Below are 17,139 nucleotides of genomic sequence, written 5' to 3'. Positions count from 1 at the left end.
GGCGGCGGTGTGAGGAAGGGGGCTTGCGGGGCGGCGGGCGCCTCTGTTGCGACGGGAGCGGCCATCGTGAGGGAGGCGTCCATGGCGACGGGCGCGCTCGTGTTGGGCGGGGCGGCCATGGTGAGCGGCATGTTCGCCGCGAAGGGCGTTCCCATGGGCGGCGGGGCGTCCATCGTGGCGGCGGACGGCTGCTGTTGCTGCCAGGTCAGGTCGGTCCCGAGGTGGTTCTCCGGGGCCGGGGTGGCCATGGTGAGCGGCGCTTGCACGGCGAGCGGCATGTTCGCCGCGAAGGGCGTTCCCATGGGCGGCGGGGCGTCCATCGGCACGGCGGAGGGCTGCTGTTGCTGCCAGAGCGGGGCGGAATCCAGGCGGGTCTCCGGGGCCGGTGCGGCCCAGGTCTCCTCGGCCGGGCCGGAGTCGATCGCGGCGAAAGGTGTGCTTGGCAGGGCGGGTTGTGCGGTCTGGGTGGTTTGGACGGTGTGGGCGGTCAGCAGGTCGCGGGCGGTGGCGAGTTGGCGCTGGACGCGTTCCTTCGTGGTCCGCAGTGAGGACGGCCTCGGCTCCGCGGTGGCGGCGGGCAGTGCCTTGGGAGCCACCTCCGGCGCCGGCGGCAGTGCCGGGGCGGAGGACCCGGCGGTCAGCTCCCGTACGGCGCGGTCGGCCCCCGCGGGCGCACGGACGTCGGCGGCGGCCGTCGGACGCGCGGGCCGGGCGTCGGACGTCGGGGCGGGCCTCCGGTCGGCCGGCAGGGCTGCCGGGACGGTCGGCCCCAGCTTGGCGCGCGCCACGTCGAACCACTGCCGGGTGACGTCACCGACGGCGGGATCGGCCTGCCTGCGCGGCGCCTTGTCGGTCCCGGAGTCGACGCGACCGCGACCGTCGTCGGTGACCGGAGCCGCGCCTGCCCGCCCGCTCGGGGCGGGCGAACCGGCGCGCTTGCGCGGGCTCGACGCCGCGCGGGTCGCGTTGTAGGTCCCGGTGTCGGTCTCGGCCCGGTCGTAGAGGTTGTCGATCCGCTGCTTGACCTCTTCACGGCTCGGCCCCTCGTCCCCGGTCGCGGGAGTCGCGCTCGCGGTCTGGGAGAGCAGGGCCACGGAGGTGAGAGCCGCCGTGGCGAGTGCGGAGTTGCGCATGCCCGGAAGGCCGATGCCTCCGGGACGCGGGGTTCGCTCCGGCGCCATGGAAGAGGTACTCCTTCCGTAGCCCGTCACCGAACTCCTGCCGCCGAGGCGGCTGGTGGGTCCGGTCAGGGGACGACTCGAACAAGGTACGCGCGACACGGCGGGTTTCACCGGGGGAAGTCGTGCGGTCCGGCGGCCAACTTAGCCAATTTGTGTGACTGGTGTGAAGATTGAAGGGTTAAATGCCCGATACGTAACTGTGACCTTCGTCGTGTCGCTCCGAGGGACCTCCGGCGGAGCGTGAACTCGAGAGCCGGTGACCGCCCCCGAGGGCGACGGCGGTCACCGCGCGGCCCGCTGCCGCCGCCAGGCCTCGTAGTGGTCGAGCACCGTCTGCTCGACCGGGCGGTAGGTGATGCCGAGTTCGTGCACGCTCCTGCTGTTGTCCACCCGGAAGCGGATGCCGAGGTGCCCCCGGATGTAGTCCTGGGTCAGTCCGAAGGCCGGGCCCAGGACGCGCACCGGCCAGTGCGGGAGCGCGGTGCGCGGCAGGCGCAGGTCACGGGGGTGGTGCGCCCGGATCATGCGGGACATCTCGTGGAACGACGTCATCGTCTCGGCCGCGACGATGTAACGCCCGTTCGCCTCGGGGTTCTCGGCCGCCGCGATGTGCGCGTCGGCCACCTCCCGTACGTCCGCCGTGGTGAAGGCGAAGTCCGGTGCTCCGTAGAAGAAGTAGCCCTTGAACAGCTCCTCCAGCAGGAACAGGCTGCCGGACTCCGAGGCGGGGGCGAGCGAAGGGCCCAGGATCAGGCCGGGGTTGACGGACACCATGTGCCAGCGGTCCTGGGCCGCCTCCGCCTCCCATGCAGCGCGCTCCGCGACCGTCTTGGCGTAGTGGTAGGGGTTGTTCCGTACCGTGCTGGTGGTGTTGAAGTACTTCTCCGAGAGCACCTGGTCGTCCATGTCCAGCACGTCGGCGTAGTCGCCGAAGATCGCGCCGACGGTGGAGGTGAACACCAGTCTCTCGACCGTCGGGGTCCGCTCCAGGCTGCCCAGCACGTTGCGCGTGCCGAGCAGGGCCGGGTCCACCATGTCCCGCCGGCCGTCCTTGATCTTCTCCGGCATGAAGAACGGCGACGCCACGTGGAAGACCACCCGGCAGCCGCGGATCGCGTCGTCGAAGGACCCCTCGCGCAGCAGGTCGGCCTCGTACAGGTCGAGGCGGCCCGAGAACTCCTCCTGCATCTCCCGCAGCGGCCGTACCTTCGCCGTGTGCGCGAGGCTCCGTACGGTGGTGCGCACCGCGTAGCCACGCTCCAGCAGCCGTCGGACCAGATGACTGCCGACAAACCCACTGCCGCCGGTCACCGCGACGACCGTCGCCCCGCCTTTGCCCACGCCCCACTCCTCAGTCCCCGTCACGGCACCTCCTGGGCGCGGAGATCCGCGTCCCCGGCCAGAGTCGGGCATGCCCCGGCCGGAAGGGAACAGCAATGGCCGAGTTGTGATCGTCGGGGATGATCGATTGGGCCGTGCGGGGTCCCCGGAGGGTCTTCCTCGTCGCCGAGGACCTCGCCGTCCGGGCCGCGGACGTGGCGGTCGGCGCAACGGGTGCGGTCCGCGGCGTCAGGGCCGCGCCCCTTGCTCCGGGCGTCCCTGGTCCCCAGCATCTCCTCGGGCCGCCTCGGGCCGGTGGATGCCGCGGGGGCGGTAGCCGAGTTCGCCGGAGCGGCCCAGCAGGTCGGCCAGGAACCAGACGATGGCCAGCCACATCTCGGTGCCCTGGAGACCCGGCTCCGGGCCCGGGCCCGCCGTGCCCGGGCCGAAACCGAAGCCAAGGCCGTCCCGCCAGCGAGTCAGGGCGAGGGCCAGCTGCCGCTCGGCCCAGGCGTGGATGTCTGCGGTGCGGTAGCCGGCGGTCCCGGAGCCCGTCCCGAGCTGCCGCGTGCACAGCCACAAGGGGTGGGCGACGTCGAGCACATTGCAGGCGTTCTCCTGGCCCGCCCCGAAGTACCTGGAATCCCGGGAGTGGTCCAGGACCGCGTCCACGACCCGCTCCGGGTGCGGCACGGGCAGTCCGAACTGGGCGAACGACCCGCGCGTCAGTCGGTAGTAGCCGTTGACCACCTGCAACCGCCCGGCGCCGGGCGAGGGGACGCCCCACATCCCCGTCCACGGGTCGGCACGGGTGAGCAGCCAGCCGAACAGCGCTTCCGGCGCTCCGGGCTCCGTACCGCCGCCTTGCGGTCGCCGCAGGTTCCAGTGGGCAGCCGTGGCCCAGGAGTCGATCCAGGCTCCGGCGCCCCACGCGTTGTCCCGCCAGGGCAGACCTTCGAGCCGGGCCACCAGTTGAGGCACCGTCATGTCCTGTACGCCCCACACCGGATGGGGGAGGGCTACGCCCAGCAGGTCCAGCGCGTAGCCGACGCTGAGGACGTGGTACAGCGCGGCTCCCTCGCCGGGGAAGCCGTCGTCCGGCAGGGACTCGCCGAATTCGGGCACCAACCCGGTTCCGGGATCCTGGAGCGCGGCCAGGCGGCCGCTGTGCTCGTCGGCCGCCAACTGCCCGGGGACGGAGTCCAGCAGCAGGTCGGCGATCTCCACGGCGTCGCAGTGCGCCCGGACGGTGGGCGTGGCGCCGGGACGGTCGACGTACCGCACTCCGTCCCAGCAGCGGGCCAGCAGGGCGGGAGCCTGGGCGCGGGCGGTCTCGGCGAAGCGGCTGAGATCCGTACCGACCGTGAGGGCCGGCGGGGTGTCCCGGCGGTCACGGATCCGACGTGCCGGATTCCCGGCGGCCACCGTCCACGCCGGAAGGTCCTTGGTGACGACCGCTCCCGCGCCGATCACACAGTGGTCGCCGATGGTCACGCCGTCCACCACGACCACGTGCGAGCCGATCCACACGTCGTCCCCGACCTTGATTCCCCTGCTGGTGAGCGGTTGCCGGTGGACCGGCCGGTCGGGGTCCATGGAGTGGTTGAAGCCGAGCAGCGAGGTGTGGGCCCCGATCCGTACACCGTCGCCCAGGGCCACGACACCTCGCACGGTGGTGAACGGATTCAGCGTGCAGTCCGCACCGGTGGCCAACTCCCCGGTGACATAGGCGTGGGCGGCGATGTACGAGCCGTCCCCGAGCCGCAGCCGGTCCGGGAAGACAGCCGCCGACTCGGCGACGTAGCACCGCTCGCCGATCTCGACGGCCCCGTCGATCTCCCGCTGCCGCTCCCGTTGGGCGAGGCGCTGCTCCTCGGTCGCCTCCGCCGCGAACAGCCAGGGGCAGTGGTCGAAGTGCCGTACGGACGGCTCCTGGTGATCCATGGGCCGTACGCTAAGCGTCCCGATACGTCACCGGAAGGGCCCGTGAGTCTCACCGGCCCGGCAGCCTTCCCGGCCTGACCAGCCCCGTCTCATCCGCCAGGACGACGGCCTGGGCGCGGTCGCGCAGCGCCGACTTGGCGTCACCGACGAGCTGCCGAAGGGCGCGCTGACCGCCTCGCACTCGCATGCTCAAGTCCATCGGCATGACGCCACGGCAGGTCACGGTCGCGGTGGTGCTGCGCGGTCGGGCCGGTTCGCGGCGACCAGCACGTAGCCGTCCGCGGCTGCGTGCCGGGCCGCCGTCCACTCGGCGCCGCACAGCGTGTCCACGCAACGAGTGACGCGTACGGCTGCTCCGCCCCGTGCCTCGTGAACTCAGCCGGCGCTGACGTTCGTGGTGAGCAGGCGGAGCAGCTGCTTGGCCAGGGCGTCCTGCTCCGGGGTGAGGCCCATGGCGTCGCCGATGGCGAGGGGGACCGTACCCGCGCGTTCCCGGAGCCGGGCTCCGGCCTCGCTGAGGCGGATGGCTACCGAGCGCTCGTCGTCGGCCCGCCGCTCACGGTGCAGCAGGCCGTTCGCCTCCAGGCGCTTCAGCAGGGGCGAGAGGGTGCTGGACTCCAGCTGGAGCGAGGTGCCCAGCTCACGTACCGAGATCGAGTCCTGCTCCCACAGCACGAGCATGACCAGGTACTGCGGATAGGTGAGCCCCAGCTCGTCCAGCAGCGGTCGGTAGCGCGCCGTCACCGCGCGGGAGGCGGCGTACAGCGCGAAGCAGAGCTGGTCGTCCAGGAGCAGCGACCCTTCGGCCGGTTCGGGGGCTGTGCTCACGGATCGGCTCCTGGTTCCTGTGCTGGTCATCTGATCGCACCACCCTATCGTTGAAGTCCACTCGATACTATCGCCTCCTAATTAGTTGTGCACGACTGAATCGAGCGCTACTCTCCATGTGTGCCGCCTCTCCGGGTCGGGATCCCCCCACCGGAGCCTGCCCGCGGCACCCGATCCGAGGAGATCGCCATGACCGAGACCCGCCCGGTCCTCGAGCCCGCCGCCCAGTCCTTCGTCGAGGCGACCGCGAACCCGCCGTACCTCTTCGACCTGCCGCCCGCCGAGGGCCGCAAGGCGGTCGACGAGGTGCAGTCCAGCGAGATCGCCAAGCCGGCGGTCGACGAGGAGTGGATCACCGTCTCCGGCGGCCCGACGGGCAGCGTCCGGGCGCGGATCGTCAAGCCCGCCGGTGCCTCCGGGACCTTGCCGGTCATCATCTACATCCACGGCGCCGGCTGGGTGTTCGGCAACGCCCACACCCACGACCGCCTGGTGCGCGAACTCGCCGTCGGCGCGAGGGCCGCCGTGGTCTTCCCCGAGTACGACCTCTCCCCCGAGGCCCGCTACCCGGTCGCCATCGAGCAGAACTACGCCGTCGCCCAGTGGGTCGTGCAGCAGGGTGCGTCCCAGGGCCTGGACGCCACCCGCATCGCGGTCGCCGGCGACTCGGTCGGCGGCAACATGACCGCCGCGCTGACCCTGATGGCCAAGGAGCGCGGCGATGTCCCGCTGGTCCAGCAGGTGCTGTTCTACCCGGTCACCGACGCCGCCTTCGACACCGGCTCCTACCACCAGTTCGCCACCGGCTACTTCCTGCGCCGCGACGGCATGCAGTGGTTCTGGGACCAGTACACGACCGACGAGAAGCAGCGCGCCGAGATCACCGCCTCCCCGCTGCGCGCCACCACCGAGCAGCTCACCGGCCTGCCCCCGGCCCTGGTCATCACCGGCGAGGCCGACGTCCTGCGCGACGAGGGCGAGGCGTACGCCAACAAGCTGCGCGAGGCCGGCGTCCCCGTCACCGCGGTCCGCTACCAGGCGATCATCCACGACTTCGTGATGCTCAACGCCCTGCGCGAGACCCACGCCGCCGAGGCCGCCATCAACCAGGCGGTCAGCACGCTGCGCACGGCGCTGGGCACCGCCTGACGCCCGCCGGTTGCTTCGGCAGGAACAGGGGGCACGTCTGAGAGGCGTGCCCCCTGCCCCGTCCACTCCAGGAGAGCATCGTGATCGCCCCCGGCCGCATCCGCCTGTTCTGCACCGGCCTCGGCCCCGCCGACGCGCCCGTCCTGCTGCTGGTTTACTCGCTGGGGCGGGGACGACCGGGAGTGGTCGCCGTTCGGGCGGACTCCGTCACCAACGCGGCAGCCTGAACTCGTACTCCGGCTGGATCCGCCGCATGTAACCGGTGTCGTCCCGCGTGCGTACACCGGAGTCGATGTACAGGCGGTGCAACCGGTCGAGGGCGTCGTGGTCGAGTTCCACGCCGAGACCGGGACCGGTGGGGACAGCGACCGCCCCGTCGCGCAGTTCCAGCGCACCCGGGACGATCACGTCGTCGGCCGAGTTCCACGGGTAGTGCGTGTCGCAGGAGTGGTCGAGGTTGGGGATGGCCGCCGCCACATGGGTCATCGCGGCGAGGCTGATGCCCAGGTGCGAGTTGGAGTGCATGGACAGCGCGAGCCCGAACGCCTCGCAGACAGCGGCCAGTTCGCGGGTGCGGCGCAGCCCGCCCCAGTAGTGGTGGTCGGTGAGCAGGACCTGGAGCGCGTTCTGCTCGATCGCCGGCTTCAGGTGTTCCCAGGCGATCACGCACATGTTGGTCGCGAGCGGCAGCGGCGAGTCCCGCGCGACCTGAGCCATGCCGGGGATGCCCTTGGCCGGGTCCTCCAAGTACTCCAGTACGCCGTCCAGTTCACGGGCGACGTACTTCGACGTCGCCACCGTCCAGGCGGTGTTGGGGTCCAGGCGCAGCGGCTGTCCGGGGAACGCCTCCGCCAGCGCCTTGATCGCGGCGATCTCATCGTCCGGCGGGAAGACCCCGCCCTTGAGCTTGAACGAGCGGAAGCCGTACCGCTGTTGCATCAGCCGGGCCTGCTCGACGATCCCGGCCGGGTCCAGCGCCTCGCCCCAGTCGTCGCCGACGGCCGCGCGGCCGTCGAGCGCCGGGTGTTCGGCCCACTTGTAGAAGAGGTACGCCGCGAAGGGCACGGAGTCCCGGACCGCGCCGCCGAGCAGGTCGACGACCGGCCGCCCGAGCAGCCTGCCCTGTGCGTCGAGGCAGGCGACCTCCACGGCTGAGGTGGTCCAGCCGCGCTCGTGGGAGCTGGGCACGGTCGGCAGCAGGGCGGCGTCGATCGCGGCCGCCACGGCCGTCGTGTCGAAGACGTCCATGCCGACGACCACCTTCGCCGCCGCCTGAAGCCGCTCCAGGCGGGCGGTGCCGCCCGGCGACTCGCCGAGACCCACTGTGCCGTCCTCGAGGACGAGTTGAAGGATCACGCGCAGGGCGAGGGGCTCGTGGACGCCGTTGGAGTTGAGCAGGGGCGGGTCGCGGAAGGCGATCGGGGTGACGATGAGCTCCCTGATCCTGGTGGGATTCATGCGCCGATCACCTCCAAGCCGTGGTCGATGAGTTTCGCGAGCCGGGCGACGTGCTCCGGCGTCGGGTCGACGAGGGGCGCGCGTACGCCGCCCACGGCCAGGCCGCGCAGTGTCACCCCGGCCTTGACCAGGGCCACGGCGTATCCGGGGACCTCGTCACGGAGCTCGACCAGTGGGCCGTAGAACTCGTCGAGCAACGTGTCGACCAGGGCTTCGTCGTTCTCGGCGAGCGCCCGGTGGAAGGCCAGGGCGATCTCCGGGGCGAAGGCGAACACGGCGGAGGAGTACAGGTCGACGCCGATGCCGCGATACGCGGGTGCGGTCATCTCGGCGGTGGGCAGGCCGTTGAAGAACTGGAAGTCCTGCCCGTCCGGGAGGGCGCGCACGGCCCGGACGATGCGGTGCATCCGCTCGATGTCACCGAGACCGTCCTTGATGCCGACGACCCCGGGCAGGGCGGCGATCTCGGCGGCCGTGGACCCGGTGAGGCGGGCGGTGCCCCGCTGATAGAAGACGACGGGCAGGCCGGTGGCGTCCGTGACCTCCCTGACGTACCGCACCAGGCCGTGCTGCGGGGCGCTCACCAGGTACGGCGGCAGCAGCAGGATGCCGTCGGCGCCGGCGCGTTCGACGCGGGCCGCCTGGTCGCGGGCGACCGGCACGGGGCCGCCGGCGGCCGTGAGGACGGGCACCCGCCCCGCGGTCGCCTGGACGGCGATCCGTGTCGCGCGCTCGATCTCCTCGGGCGTCAGCGCGTGGAACTCGCCGGTGCCGCAGGCGACGAACACGCCGCCCGCACGGGCCGCGACTCCGGCCTCGATGTGCCGGGCGAGCCGCTCCTCGTCCAGCGAGCCGTCCGCGGCGAACGGCGTGACCGGGAAGAACAGCACTCCGTGGAACTTCATGTCTCCCTCGTAACTGGGGTGTGGGGGGCAGGCCCTCGATGGGATCAGCCCTTGGTGGCCCCGGCGGCGATGGCGGTGACCAGCGAGCGCTGGAGGAGCAGATAGACGATCAGGCTGGGGACCAGGGCGATGACCGCACCGGCCAGCACCACCCCGGAGCCGACCTCGGGGTCGGTGCGCAGGATGGACAGGGCGACGGTGACCGTGTAGTCGGTGGGGTCCTTGGAGGCGATCAGGGGCAGCAGGTACTCGTCCCAGATCATGACGAAGCCGAGCACCCCGGCCACGCCGAGGGCGGGCTTGCACAGCGGCAGGACGACCTGCCACAGCATCCGGAACTCGCCCACCCCGTCCAGGAGGGCGGCCTCCTCTATGTCGGTGGGGATGTCCTTCATGAACTCGGTCAGGAGCATCACCGAGAAGCCCCAGGCGCCGAGCGGCAGGATCACGCCCCACGCCGTCCCCTTCAGGTCCACGCCGACCTCTAAATGATCGCCCAAGCTACGAATCGTTTCACCCACATGTCAATACATGGCTGAAACATTTCACCAGCGTCACACGCGCCCAATGGCGGCTCTGTGAGCCGCTCTCCGACAGGAACGCGTTGTCACGGGCGGACCGGCGGCCTACCGTTTCGGGCGTGCTGTGTGTGGTGGAAACGGACGAGGAATGGTTCGGTACGACGTGACGCGCGAGGGGCCGGGTGAAGCGGCGGCGCGCCTCACGGGGCGCGCGGTCACCGGGGTGCGCCCGCTGTCCGGCACGCTCGCCGAAGTCACCCTCGACGGCGGGCGGGTGGTCATGGCGAAGCTGGGGGAGGAGCCCGCGGTCGAGGCCGAGGCGGCCGGGCTGCGCTGGCTGGCCGAGGCGGGAGCGGTTCGCGTCCCTGTGGTGCACGGTCACGAGGGGCGTCGGCTGGTGATCGACCGAGTCCGGCAAGGGCGGCCCACTGCCGGCGCGGCCGTCCGGTTCGGGCGCGACCTCGCCGCCCTGCACGCCGCCGGGGCACCCGCGTTCGGCGCCCCGCCGCCCGGCGGCCCGAGGGACGCGTACATCGGACTCGCCCCGATGCGGAACACCGACGGCGACGACTGGCCGTCCTGGTACGCCGAGTACCGGGTGCTGCCCTACCTGCGCCGCGCGGTCGACGACGGCACCGTCCGCCCCGCCGAGGCCGCCGCGATCGAAGGGCTCTGTGCGCGCCTGCCCGAGCTGGCGGGCCCGGCCGAACCGCCCGCCCGGCTGCACGGCGACCTGTGGAACGGCAACGTCCTGTGGGGCGCCGACGGCGAGGTCCGGCTCATCGACCCGGCCGCGCACGGCGGCCACCGCGAGACCGACCTCGCGATGCTCCACCTCTTCGGCTGCCCCCACCTGGACCGGGTGCTGGACGGCTACCAGCAGGCGGCGCCGCTCGCCGACGGGTGGGCGGACCGCATCGGGCTGCACCAGCTGTTCCCGCTGCTGGTGCACGCGGTGCTGTTCGGGCGCGGTTATGCGGAACAGGCCCTGGACGTGGCTCGGGCGGCACAGGCACGGTGATCCGCCTGTGCCGCCCGGAGCGACGTCGAGGGCGAGGAGAGCGAAGGGACTAATTTCAAGGAGGTTGAGAAGGAAGCCCCTTCATGGCCTCGCCGTGGTCAGACGTTAGCAGTCACTCGGGGATCAGGTCGCGCAGATTTTCGAGGGTGACGACCCGGGAGTCCGGGTGCAGCCCCTCGGGGCGCTCCAGGCCGATGTACGTGACCGGCCCGTCCGGCACGGACGTGCCGTCCCACATCGTCATGCCGGTGGCGGCACCGTCCGCCATCAGCCCCGTGAGGTACCGCACGGTCAGCTGCTCGCGCTCGACGATGCCGCGCAGCAGCGTGGCGACCGAGACCCGGTTGCCCTCGACGCGGTTCGACGCCGGGGTGCCCTTCAGGTACAGGTGCAGCCACTTGGCACGCCACCGGCCGTCCTCGCCCCGCATGAACGCCAGCGGCAGCGCAACCCGGCCGGGCCCGCGCAGCTCCGACTTCATCCGCACCGTACGCGCCTCGAACGGCCGGCCCTTCTGCTCGCCGTCCCGCAGCATGAACCCGAAGAACGACTCCTCGACCTCCTCGAAGCCCTCCCCCGAGAAGAGGTTGACCTGCGGCACGATGAAGGTGCCCCGCACGGCGCCGAGCCGCAGGTTGATGAACTCCGAGGCGCCTTGGGGCGCTTCGACGATGTCGCCGGAGTGCTCACCGTCCACGGCGGAGAGGTTCGTGTACGACAGCCAGGAGACCGTCTCGTAGTCCGCGTCCAGCATCAGCGCCGACAGGTCGTAGTCGGTGGTGCGCTCGCTCTGCTTCCAGTACACGAAGAACCGCAGCAGCTCGCCGTCGACCGGGGAGACCGAGCCGCGCGGCAGCACGCCGAGGCCCGCCGCCGTCGCCTTTCCGCTCAACGGCAGCGCCACGTCGAGGATCTCGGGGTCCACCAACAGATGCCCCGCCGCGGGGAGTCGGCGGCGCATCTCCGCGTCGAGCGCGGCGATCAGGCGCTCCCGTTCCGGTGCCGGCAGGGGCGGGCGGTCCTCGGAGGCGACCCAGGCACGGCCCAGGCGGTTGATGTAAACACGCCGGTCACCGGTCTCGCCGTCTCGGTTGTGCAGATGCTCGCGCACCGACAGCACGACCCGTCCGGCGACCGAGGGAGCGGCCTCCTCGACGGCGGCCACGACGGCCGCCCGCTCCTCCTCGGCGTGGGCCGTACGCAACAGACGGTCCAGCGCCCGGAACAGCCTGCCGGGAGCGGACTTCAGCAACGCGGCCGCCGCGACCACGTCGCCCGCGCCGAGCAGCTCCTCCACCCGGCTGTCGAAGGACGGCGCCTTCTGCTCGCCCCGTGCGACGGCGAACACCTCGGCGGCCCGTGGCCACCGCGGGTACTCGTGCGGGTGCAGCCGCTCGCCGAGGCGCTTGAACTCCTCGCGGTGCGCGTGGACGTCGGCGAGCTTGACCGGAGCCGCGGCGACGACGCCGTCCAGACCGGCGAGGAGCGCGCGACGGACGGGACGCGACAGCGCCCGGAACCGCGTCGGCTCCTGAAGGGTCACGTCACCGCCCGACAGCGCGCACGCCAGGCGCAGCACATCGGTGACGGTGTCCAGGAGCAGGTCGGCGCCCGCCCTCAGACGGGCCTCATTGACGACGGCACGGTTCTCCCGGACCGGCATCGCCTCCGGCTGGGGCCCGCTCGCACACTGCTGCGCGAGCGCCTTCAGGTCGCTCAGCCCCTCCTCGCCCAGCGGCGTCGTACTGCCGGCCAGGGCCAGGTACAGGGCGGTGACCTCGTCGTCGAGTGCGCCGCCCAGGTGCAGCACCGTCATCCGGTCGCCCGCCGCGGCGATCAGCTCGGCGTGGGCGGCGAGCATCTCGGCGTACGTGTGCTGGTAGCGGCCGTACGAGGGGAGGGTGAGCAGGTTGACCACGCCCCGGCGCAGCTGCTCCAGTACAGCGGGCCGCGCCTCGCTGTCGTCGAGCGCCTCGGTGATGCAGTGCATCCAGAAGTCGAGCGTGTCCGGCACGTTGGCCGGGAAGTCGACGAAGTAGACGTTGTGCTCGACGTGGTCGCCGACCATCTCGCGGACCGTGTGCAGCGTGCGCACGGCGGTGTCGACGACCGTGCCCTCGGACAGCCCCGACAGGCGCTCCAGTGCCTGTGCCGACAGCTTGAACCCGACGGACATCAGCGCGGCGTCGAACTGCCGCGCCGCCACGTCGCCCGCACCGGCGGGACCGGTGGGGGAGGGCAGGCGGTGGGTGTGCCGGACGACCAGCGGTTCCAGACTCTCGACCATTCCGGGATGATCGCAGAGCGGCACATGCCACCGCACCGGAGTTTTCGACCGGTGTTCGAGTCAGGAGCGCTGGTCCTGCTCGGCCTTCTTCTCCTTGATGCGCACCGCTTCCTTGCGGACCTCGGCCTGAATGGCGCGCTCCTTCTCCAGCCATTCGGGCCGCTCCTGCTTGAGCGCCTCGATCTGCTCGGTGGTGAGCGGCTCCGTGATCCCGCCGCGTGCCACGCCGGCGATGGAGATGCCGAGCTTCGCCGCGACGACCGGGCGAGGGTGCGGGCCGTTGCCGCGCAGTTCCTGCAGCCACGCGGGCGGGTTCGCCTGGAGTTCGTTCAGCTCGGAGCGGGTGACGACTCCGTCCTGGAACTCCTGAGGGGTGGCCGGGAGGTACACACCCAGCTTCTTCGCCGCGGTCGCGGGCTTCATCGTCTGGGTGCTCTGGTGCGACTTCATGGTGTCCAGACTATCGACCGCGCACGAGACGTCCGACCACGGCGGGTAGCCTGGCGTGGTGACAGGCTCTGCGGCATCCTCTTCGTTCCGGCTCGCATACGTTCCCGGAGTGACCCCCGGCAAGTGGGTGCGGATCTGGCAGGAGCGCCTGCCGGACGTTCCGCTGGAGCTCGTCGCGGTGCCGGCCGCCGAGGCATCCGATGTGGTGCGCGCCGGCGACGCCGACGCGGCGCTCGTACGGCTCCCGGTCGACCGTACGGTCTTCAGCGCGATCCCCCTCTACACCGAGACGACGGTCGTCGTGGCCCCCAAGGACCACGTCGTCACGGCGGCCGATGAGCTGTCCGCCGAGGATCTCGCCGACGAGATCGTGCTGCATCCCCTGGACGACGTCCTCGACTGGGAGCGGCCCCCCGGACGGCCCGCCTTCGAACGCCCCGCCACGACCGAGGACGCCGTCGAACTCGTGGCGGCGGGCATCGGCCTCCTCGTCGTTCCGCAGTCCGTGGCCCGCCTGCACCACCGAAAGGACCTCACCTACCGCCCGCTCGTGGACGCCCCCCAGTCCGGTGTCGCCCTGGCCTGGCCCGAGGACGCGACGACCGACCTGGTCGAGGACTTCATCGGCATCGTCCGCGGCCGGACTCCCAACAGCACCCGCGGCCGCACCAGGCCGGAGCCCGAGGCCGGGGCGCAGCGCAAGCGGCCCGAGCAGAAGGGCGGCGGCCGCAAACCGGCCCAGGGCAAACCGACGGGCAAGGGCTCCCGGGGCACTTCCGGCGGCGCCCGTGGTGCGGGCGGCTCCCAGAGCAGCCGCCGCGGCAAACCGCGCCGCCGGTCGTAACGAGGCATCCCTCACGTCGACCGGCGGTATCACCGCTCGTGATACCGCCCGGACCGCCGTACGACAGTCGAAGCGACGGCAGCGGGTACGGCGGCGACGGTGGGACGGGAGCCGAGTGTGACTCGCGCTGCCCGCCGCCCCGTTCCTCATCGCCGAGGTCTTCGCGGCGGACATCGGCGGCACCGCGACCCTGGTCGGCGACCCGCCCGACATCATCATCGCCGGCCGCTCCGGCCTGACCTTCAACGACTTCCTGATCCACCTGACGGCGGTGACGACACAGGCGCGGGGGGCGTCAGGCCGCGAAGGACGCCTTCCGCGCCGTACTCACCACGTTGTCGCCGTCGGCCCGGGCGAGCAGCTCGGCGGACACCCACGCGTCCACCACGGAGCGCACCCGGGACACCAGGGCGCCCTTGTCGCGGAACGGGGCCGCGGCCCAGATCTCGTCCAGCAGCGTGGTGCCGTCCGCCTTCGCGGGGTTGGCCACCCCGGAGTCGACGGTGGCGAAGACCACGCGCGGTTCCGAACGCCGGAAGTAGGCGTGCGTCGGGTCCTCCGTGCCCTCGAAGAACGGCGCGAACTCGGTGCCGTCCAAGGTGCGGTGGAGCGGCTTGCCGGTCACGGGCGTCAGGGTGGGCAACAGGTCGCCGGAGAGGGCGGCGTTGCGGTACAGACCGAACGGCAGGTGGTCCGTGGCCGGGTTGCGGGCGACGAGGTTGACCGGGCCGTAGAAGAGGGTCTGCAGCGACGGGTCGTCGAGGGCCTTCTCCACGCGCAGCCGGAAGGGTATGGAGACGCGCACGGTGTCGCCCGCGCGCCAGGTCCGGGACACGGCGAAGTAGCTCCCGGGAGTCGGAGTGCCCGACACCGCACGCCCGTTGACCGTGACGCGGAACCCGGCACTCGCCCACGACGGCACGCGCAGCCGAAGCTCGAAGGCGGCCCGGCCGCCCCCGATCTTCAGGGTCGTCCCCTGCTCTGCCGGGTAGGCGGTGGTCTGGGTGACCGTGACGCCCTTCTCCGCCCAGGTCAGGGTGGACGGGCTGTACAGGTTGACGTAGAGGGCGCTGCCTTCGGCCGTCCTGAAGTACACCGAGTCCTGGTACTTCGTCGCGCTCTCCATGCCGGTGCCCTCGCAGCAGGTGGTGCCCTGCTTGGGCGTGTAGTCCCGCACATGACCGGGAGTCAGCCCGATGAAGTACGTGACGAGCGGCTTCTCCGCGTCGGCCTTGTCCTGCTTGGAGCCGAGCACCTGGTTGTAGAGCGCCCGCTCGTAGTAGTCCATGTACTTCGGGGACTGGTCGTGGAAGAACAGCATCCGGCTGAGCTTCAGCATGTTGTACGCGCAGCAGGTCTCGGCGGTCGTCGTGCTGATCGTTCCCGCGATCACCCCGGACGCCTTCCAGAACTCGGTGGTACTGGTGCCGCCGATGCCGTACATGCGGCCCGGTACGACCATGCCCCAGAAGTTCTTCGCGGCGGTGAGGTAACGCTCCTCGCCCGTAGCGTCGTACAGCCGGACCAGCCCGGTGAAGATCGGGATGTGCTGGTTGGCGTGCAGCCCGTCGAGGATGTCGGTGTTCGCCGCGCAGGCGTCGATGAGCTTGTCGAGGTCGAACAGCCTGGCCAGCGCGAGGTGTTCGGCCTTGCCGGTGAGGGCGTGCAGGTCGACGATCGCCTCGACGATGCCGCCGAACTCGCCGCTGGAGAAGATGCCCCACATCCGCTGGAGGGTGGCCTCGGGCAGCTTGGACAGCCGGGAGTACATCCAGTCGCACATGCCGGACGCGAGGTCGAGCGCCCGTGCGTCGTCGGTGGCGCTGTACGCGTCCAGCAGGCCCCTGAGGATCTTGTGCGCGGTGTAGTAGGGCGCCCACACCTTGGTGTAGTCGGGGCTGGTCCTCGACTCCAGGTCGATGAACTGCGTCTCCGGGTATGCGGCCAGGAACCCGGGATGGCTGGGCCCGCCCCAGGTACGGCGCAGGGCGGCGGTGAGGCTCCGCCCGGAGTCGTCCGCGAAGGTCGACCCCGTGGTCTCGTCGAAGGCGTACGACGCCAGGTCGCCCCGGCCGGCGGAGGCCTCGGCGGCCCGGCCGCCCTGCAACTCGGCGACCTCGGCGGCGGTCAGGGCGCGCGACCAGACGTTGAACTCGTCGTAGGCGCCCGCGAAGACGGGGTCGGAGGCGTAGTTGGAGCGGCCGAGCCAGTGGTGGGCGAGCGTGCCGAGGGCCGCGGGGGTGAGGGACATCGACGTGTTCCTTGCGACGGCCGTGCCGTCGACGTACAGCGTGCCCGTGCCGCCCGCGATCGTGACCGCCAGGTGGCTCCACTGGTTCATTGGCAGTGGCGCGGTGCCGTTGAGGCCCTGTTCGCCGCCTGCGCCGCTCGTCGTGATGGCGAAGCGGGGTACACCGTTCGCGTTGCGCGCGGCCAGATACAGGTAACGCGTGGTGTCGTTGCCGAAGTCGAAGATCCGGGTCCAGTTGGCGTCGTGCGTGGGCTTCACCCAGGCGGAGAGCGTGACCGCGGAGGCGCCGCCGAGGACGTCGGCGGGGAGATCGACGTACTGGTAGGAGCCGCGGACGTTCTCCGCCGAAGTCCCGAACCTGCCGGGGGAGTTCAGCACGACCGGGTCGTGACGCAGCGCCTCGCGCACCTCGGTCAGCGCCTCGACCATGGTGAGGGTCTTGTCGACGAAGACCTGCTCGCCGGTACCGGCGTACGCCTGGGACAGCATGGTCAGGAAGTGACCGGGGTAGTGGCCGCGCAGGTTGCCGTTGGCCTCGCCGTCCAGGCCCTCCCAGCCGCCGGGGGCGACCGCGCCGCCCGTGGCGAGACCGGCGTTGGCGCGAAAGACCTGGAGCAGCCGGTTCACGTCGTAGCCACGGGCGTGGTCGAGCATCAGCTGCCGCTTGTCGGCGAAGACGCCCTGCCCCAGCTTCACGTCCTCGAGCGCGAAGGGCCGTACGGTCCACACGGACGGTGCCTCCGAGACTGCGGCGACGGCCCGGCCGGTCGCGGCGTACGAGATCGCCGGGGTGACCGCGGCGAGCGCCGCGGCCTGGAAAAGGTGCCGTCTGGAGAGGGGCGGTGCCATGTGTGCGCCTCCGGGAGTCCATGAGTGTTCGACATTACGGACAGCGTGCGGATGATCGACCAGACGATAGGGAGGGGACGGGGAAGCGTCAACGGGGCGGGAGCGTTCGGTTCCGGCCGTTCGGCAAGCCC

General features: G+C 71.6%; 14 protein-coding genes and 1 pseudogene. 5 read left to right on the top strand and 10 right to left on the bottom strand.

The window, feature by feature from the left end; genetic code table 11:
* Positions 1-1,463: 1,463 nt before the first annotated feature.
* The 4 genes from ACFYO2_RS06900 to ACFYO2_RS06885 all read right to left on the bottom strand — a co-directional run bounded on the left by ACFYO2_RS06900 (position 1,464) and on the right by ACFYO2_RS06885 (position 5,303).
* A complete protein-coding gene (locus ACFYO2_RS06900; RefSeq protein ID WP_388345092.1) occupies positions 1,464-2,546 on the bottom strand; it encodes an NAD-dependent epimerase/dehydratase family protein in 1,083 nt (360 codons plus the stop codon).
* Positions 2,547-2,750: 204 nt separating this feature from the next.
* Positions 2,751-4,445 (bottom strand): acyltransferase, encoded by a 1,695-nt coding sequence (locus ACFYO2_RS06895; RefSeq protein ID WP_388345089.1) that lies wholly within the window; start codon positions 4,443-4,445, stop codon positions 2,751-2,753.
* Between the two features lie 49 nt (positions 4,446-4,494).
* A complete protein-coding gene (locus ACFYO2_RS06890; protein ID WP_388345086.1) occupies positions 4,495-4,632 on the bottom strand; it encodes a hypothetical protein in 138 nt (45 codons plus the stop codon).
* Positions 4,633-4,820: 188 nt separating this feature from the next.
* A complete protein-coding gene (locus ACFYO2_RS06885) occupies positions 4,821-5,303 on the bottom strand; it encodes a MarR family winged helix-turn-helix transcriptional regulator (protein ID WP_388345083.1) in 483 nt (160 codons plus the stop codon).
* Between the two features lie 159 nt (positions 5,304-5,462).
* Here ACFYO2_RS06885 and ACFYO2_RS06880 point away from each other — a divergent pair, with 159 nt between their 5' ends.
* Entirely contained in the window at positions 5,463-6,422 is a 960-nt protein-coding gene (locus tag ACFYO2_RS06880) for an alpha/beta hydrolase (RefSeq protein ID WP_388345080.1), read from the top strand.
* A gap of 80 nt (positions 6,423-6,502) precedes the next feature.
* Complete coding sequence (locus ACFYO2_RS06875; RefSeq protein ID WP_388345077.1) at positions 6,503-6,649, top strand: hypothetical protein; 147 nt, start codon at positions 6,503-6,505, stop codon at positions 6,647-6,649.
* Here the strand turns inward: ACFYO2_RS06875 and ACFYO2_RS06870 are convergent.
* From ACFYO2_RS06870 to ACFYO2_RS06860, 3 genes are read right to left on the bottom strand one after another with little or no spacing between them, the layout of a single operon-like run.
* A complete protein-coding gene (locus ACFYO2_RS06870; RefSeq protein WP_388345074.1) occupies positions 6,630-7,880 on the bottom strand; it encodes a glucarate dehydratase family protein in 1,251 nt (416 codons plus the stop codon). The genes ACFYO2_RS06875 and ACFYO2_RS06870 overlap by 20 nt on opposite strands.
* Positions 7,877-8,785 (bottom strand): 5-dehydro-4-deoxyglucarate dehydratase, encoded by a 909-nt coding sequence (locus ACFYO2_RS06865; protein WP_388345071.1) that lies wholly within the window; start codon positions 8,783-8,785, stop codon positions 7,877-7,879. The genes ACFYO2_RS06870 and ACFYO2_RS06865 overlap by 4 nt, the downstream gene beginning before the upstream one ends.
* A gap of 44 nt (positions 8,786-8,829) precedes the next feature.
* Positions 8,830-9,285: a carbohydrate ABC transporter permease gene (locus tag ACFYO2_RS06860; RefSeq protein ID WP_388345068.1), complete on the bottom strand. Its 456-nt coding sequence runs from the start codon at positions 9,283-9,285 to the stop codon at positions 8,830-8,832.
* A gap of 169 nt (positions 9,286-9,454) precedes the next feature.
* Here ACFYO2_RS06860 and ACFYO2_RS06855 point away from each other — a divergent pair, with 169 nt between their 5' ends.
* A complete protein-coding gene (locus tag ACFYO2_RS06855) occupies positions 9,455-10,327 on the top strand; it encodes a fructosamine kinase family protein (RefSeq protein WP_388345066.1) in 873 nt (290 codons plus the stop codon).
* Between the two features lie 112 nt (positions 10,328-10,439).
* Here ACFYO2_RS06855 and ACFYO2_RS06850 read toward each other — a convergent pair whose 3' ends face one another.
* The gene (locus ACFYO2_RS06850; RefSeq protein WP_388345063.1) at positions 10,440-12,614 is read right to left on the bottom strand and encodes a TerD family protein; all 2,175 of its coding nucleotides are present in this window, start codon (positions 12,612-12,614) and stop codon (positions 10,440-10,442) included.
* Positions 12,615-12,674: 60 nt separating this feature from the next.
* On the bottom strand, positions 12,675-13,064 hold the full coding sequence (locus ACFYO2_RS06845; protein ID WP_388345060.1) for a DUF5997 family protein: 390 nt from the start codon (positions 13,062-13,064) through the stop codon (positions 12,675-12,677).
* 58 nt (positions 13,065-13,122) lie between these two features.
* On the opposite strand from ACFYO2_RS06845, the gene ACFYO2_RS06840 reads away from it, so the two are divergent.
* Both ACFYO2_RS06840 and ACFYO2_RS06835 read left to right on the top strand, forming a co-directional pair.
* A complete protein-coding gene (locus tag ACFYO2_RS06840; RefSeq protein WP_388345057.1) occupies positions 13,123-13,908 on the top strand; it encodes a LysR family transcriptional regulator substrate-binding protein in 786 nt (261 codons plus the stop codon).
* A 121-nt stretch (positions 13,909-14,029) separates the two neighbouring features.
* Positions 14,030-14,182 (top strand): annotated as a pseudogene (locus ACFYO2_RS06835) (SLC13 family permease); the annotation flags it as partial.
* Between the two features lie 21 nt (positions 14,183-14,203).
* On the opposite strand, the gene ACFYO2_RS06830 reads toward ACFYO2_RS06835, so the two are convergent.
* Positions 14,204-17,008 (bottom strand): beta-L-arabinofuranosidase domain-containing protein, encoded by a 2,805-nt coding sequence (locus tag ACFYO2_RS06830; protein ID WP_388345054.1) that lies wholly within the window; start codon positions 17,006-17,008, stop codon positions 14,204-14,206.
* Positions 17,009-17,139: the final 131 nt, after the last annotated feature.

Source organism: Streptomyces sp. NPDC006602, assembly GCF_042870385.1.
Taxonomy (GTDB): domain Bacteria; phylum Actinomycetota; class Actinomycetes; order Streptomycetales; family Streptomycetaceae; genus Streptomyces.
The sequence above is the reverse complement of the archived record's forward strand: the minus strand, read 5'-3'. Positions and strand labels throughout refer to the sequence as shown.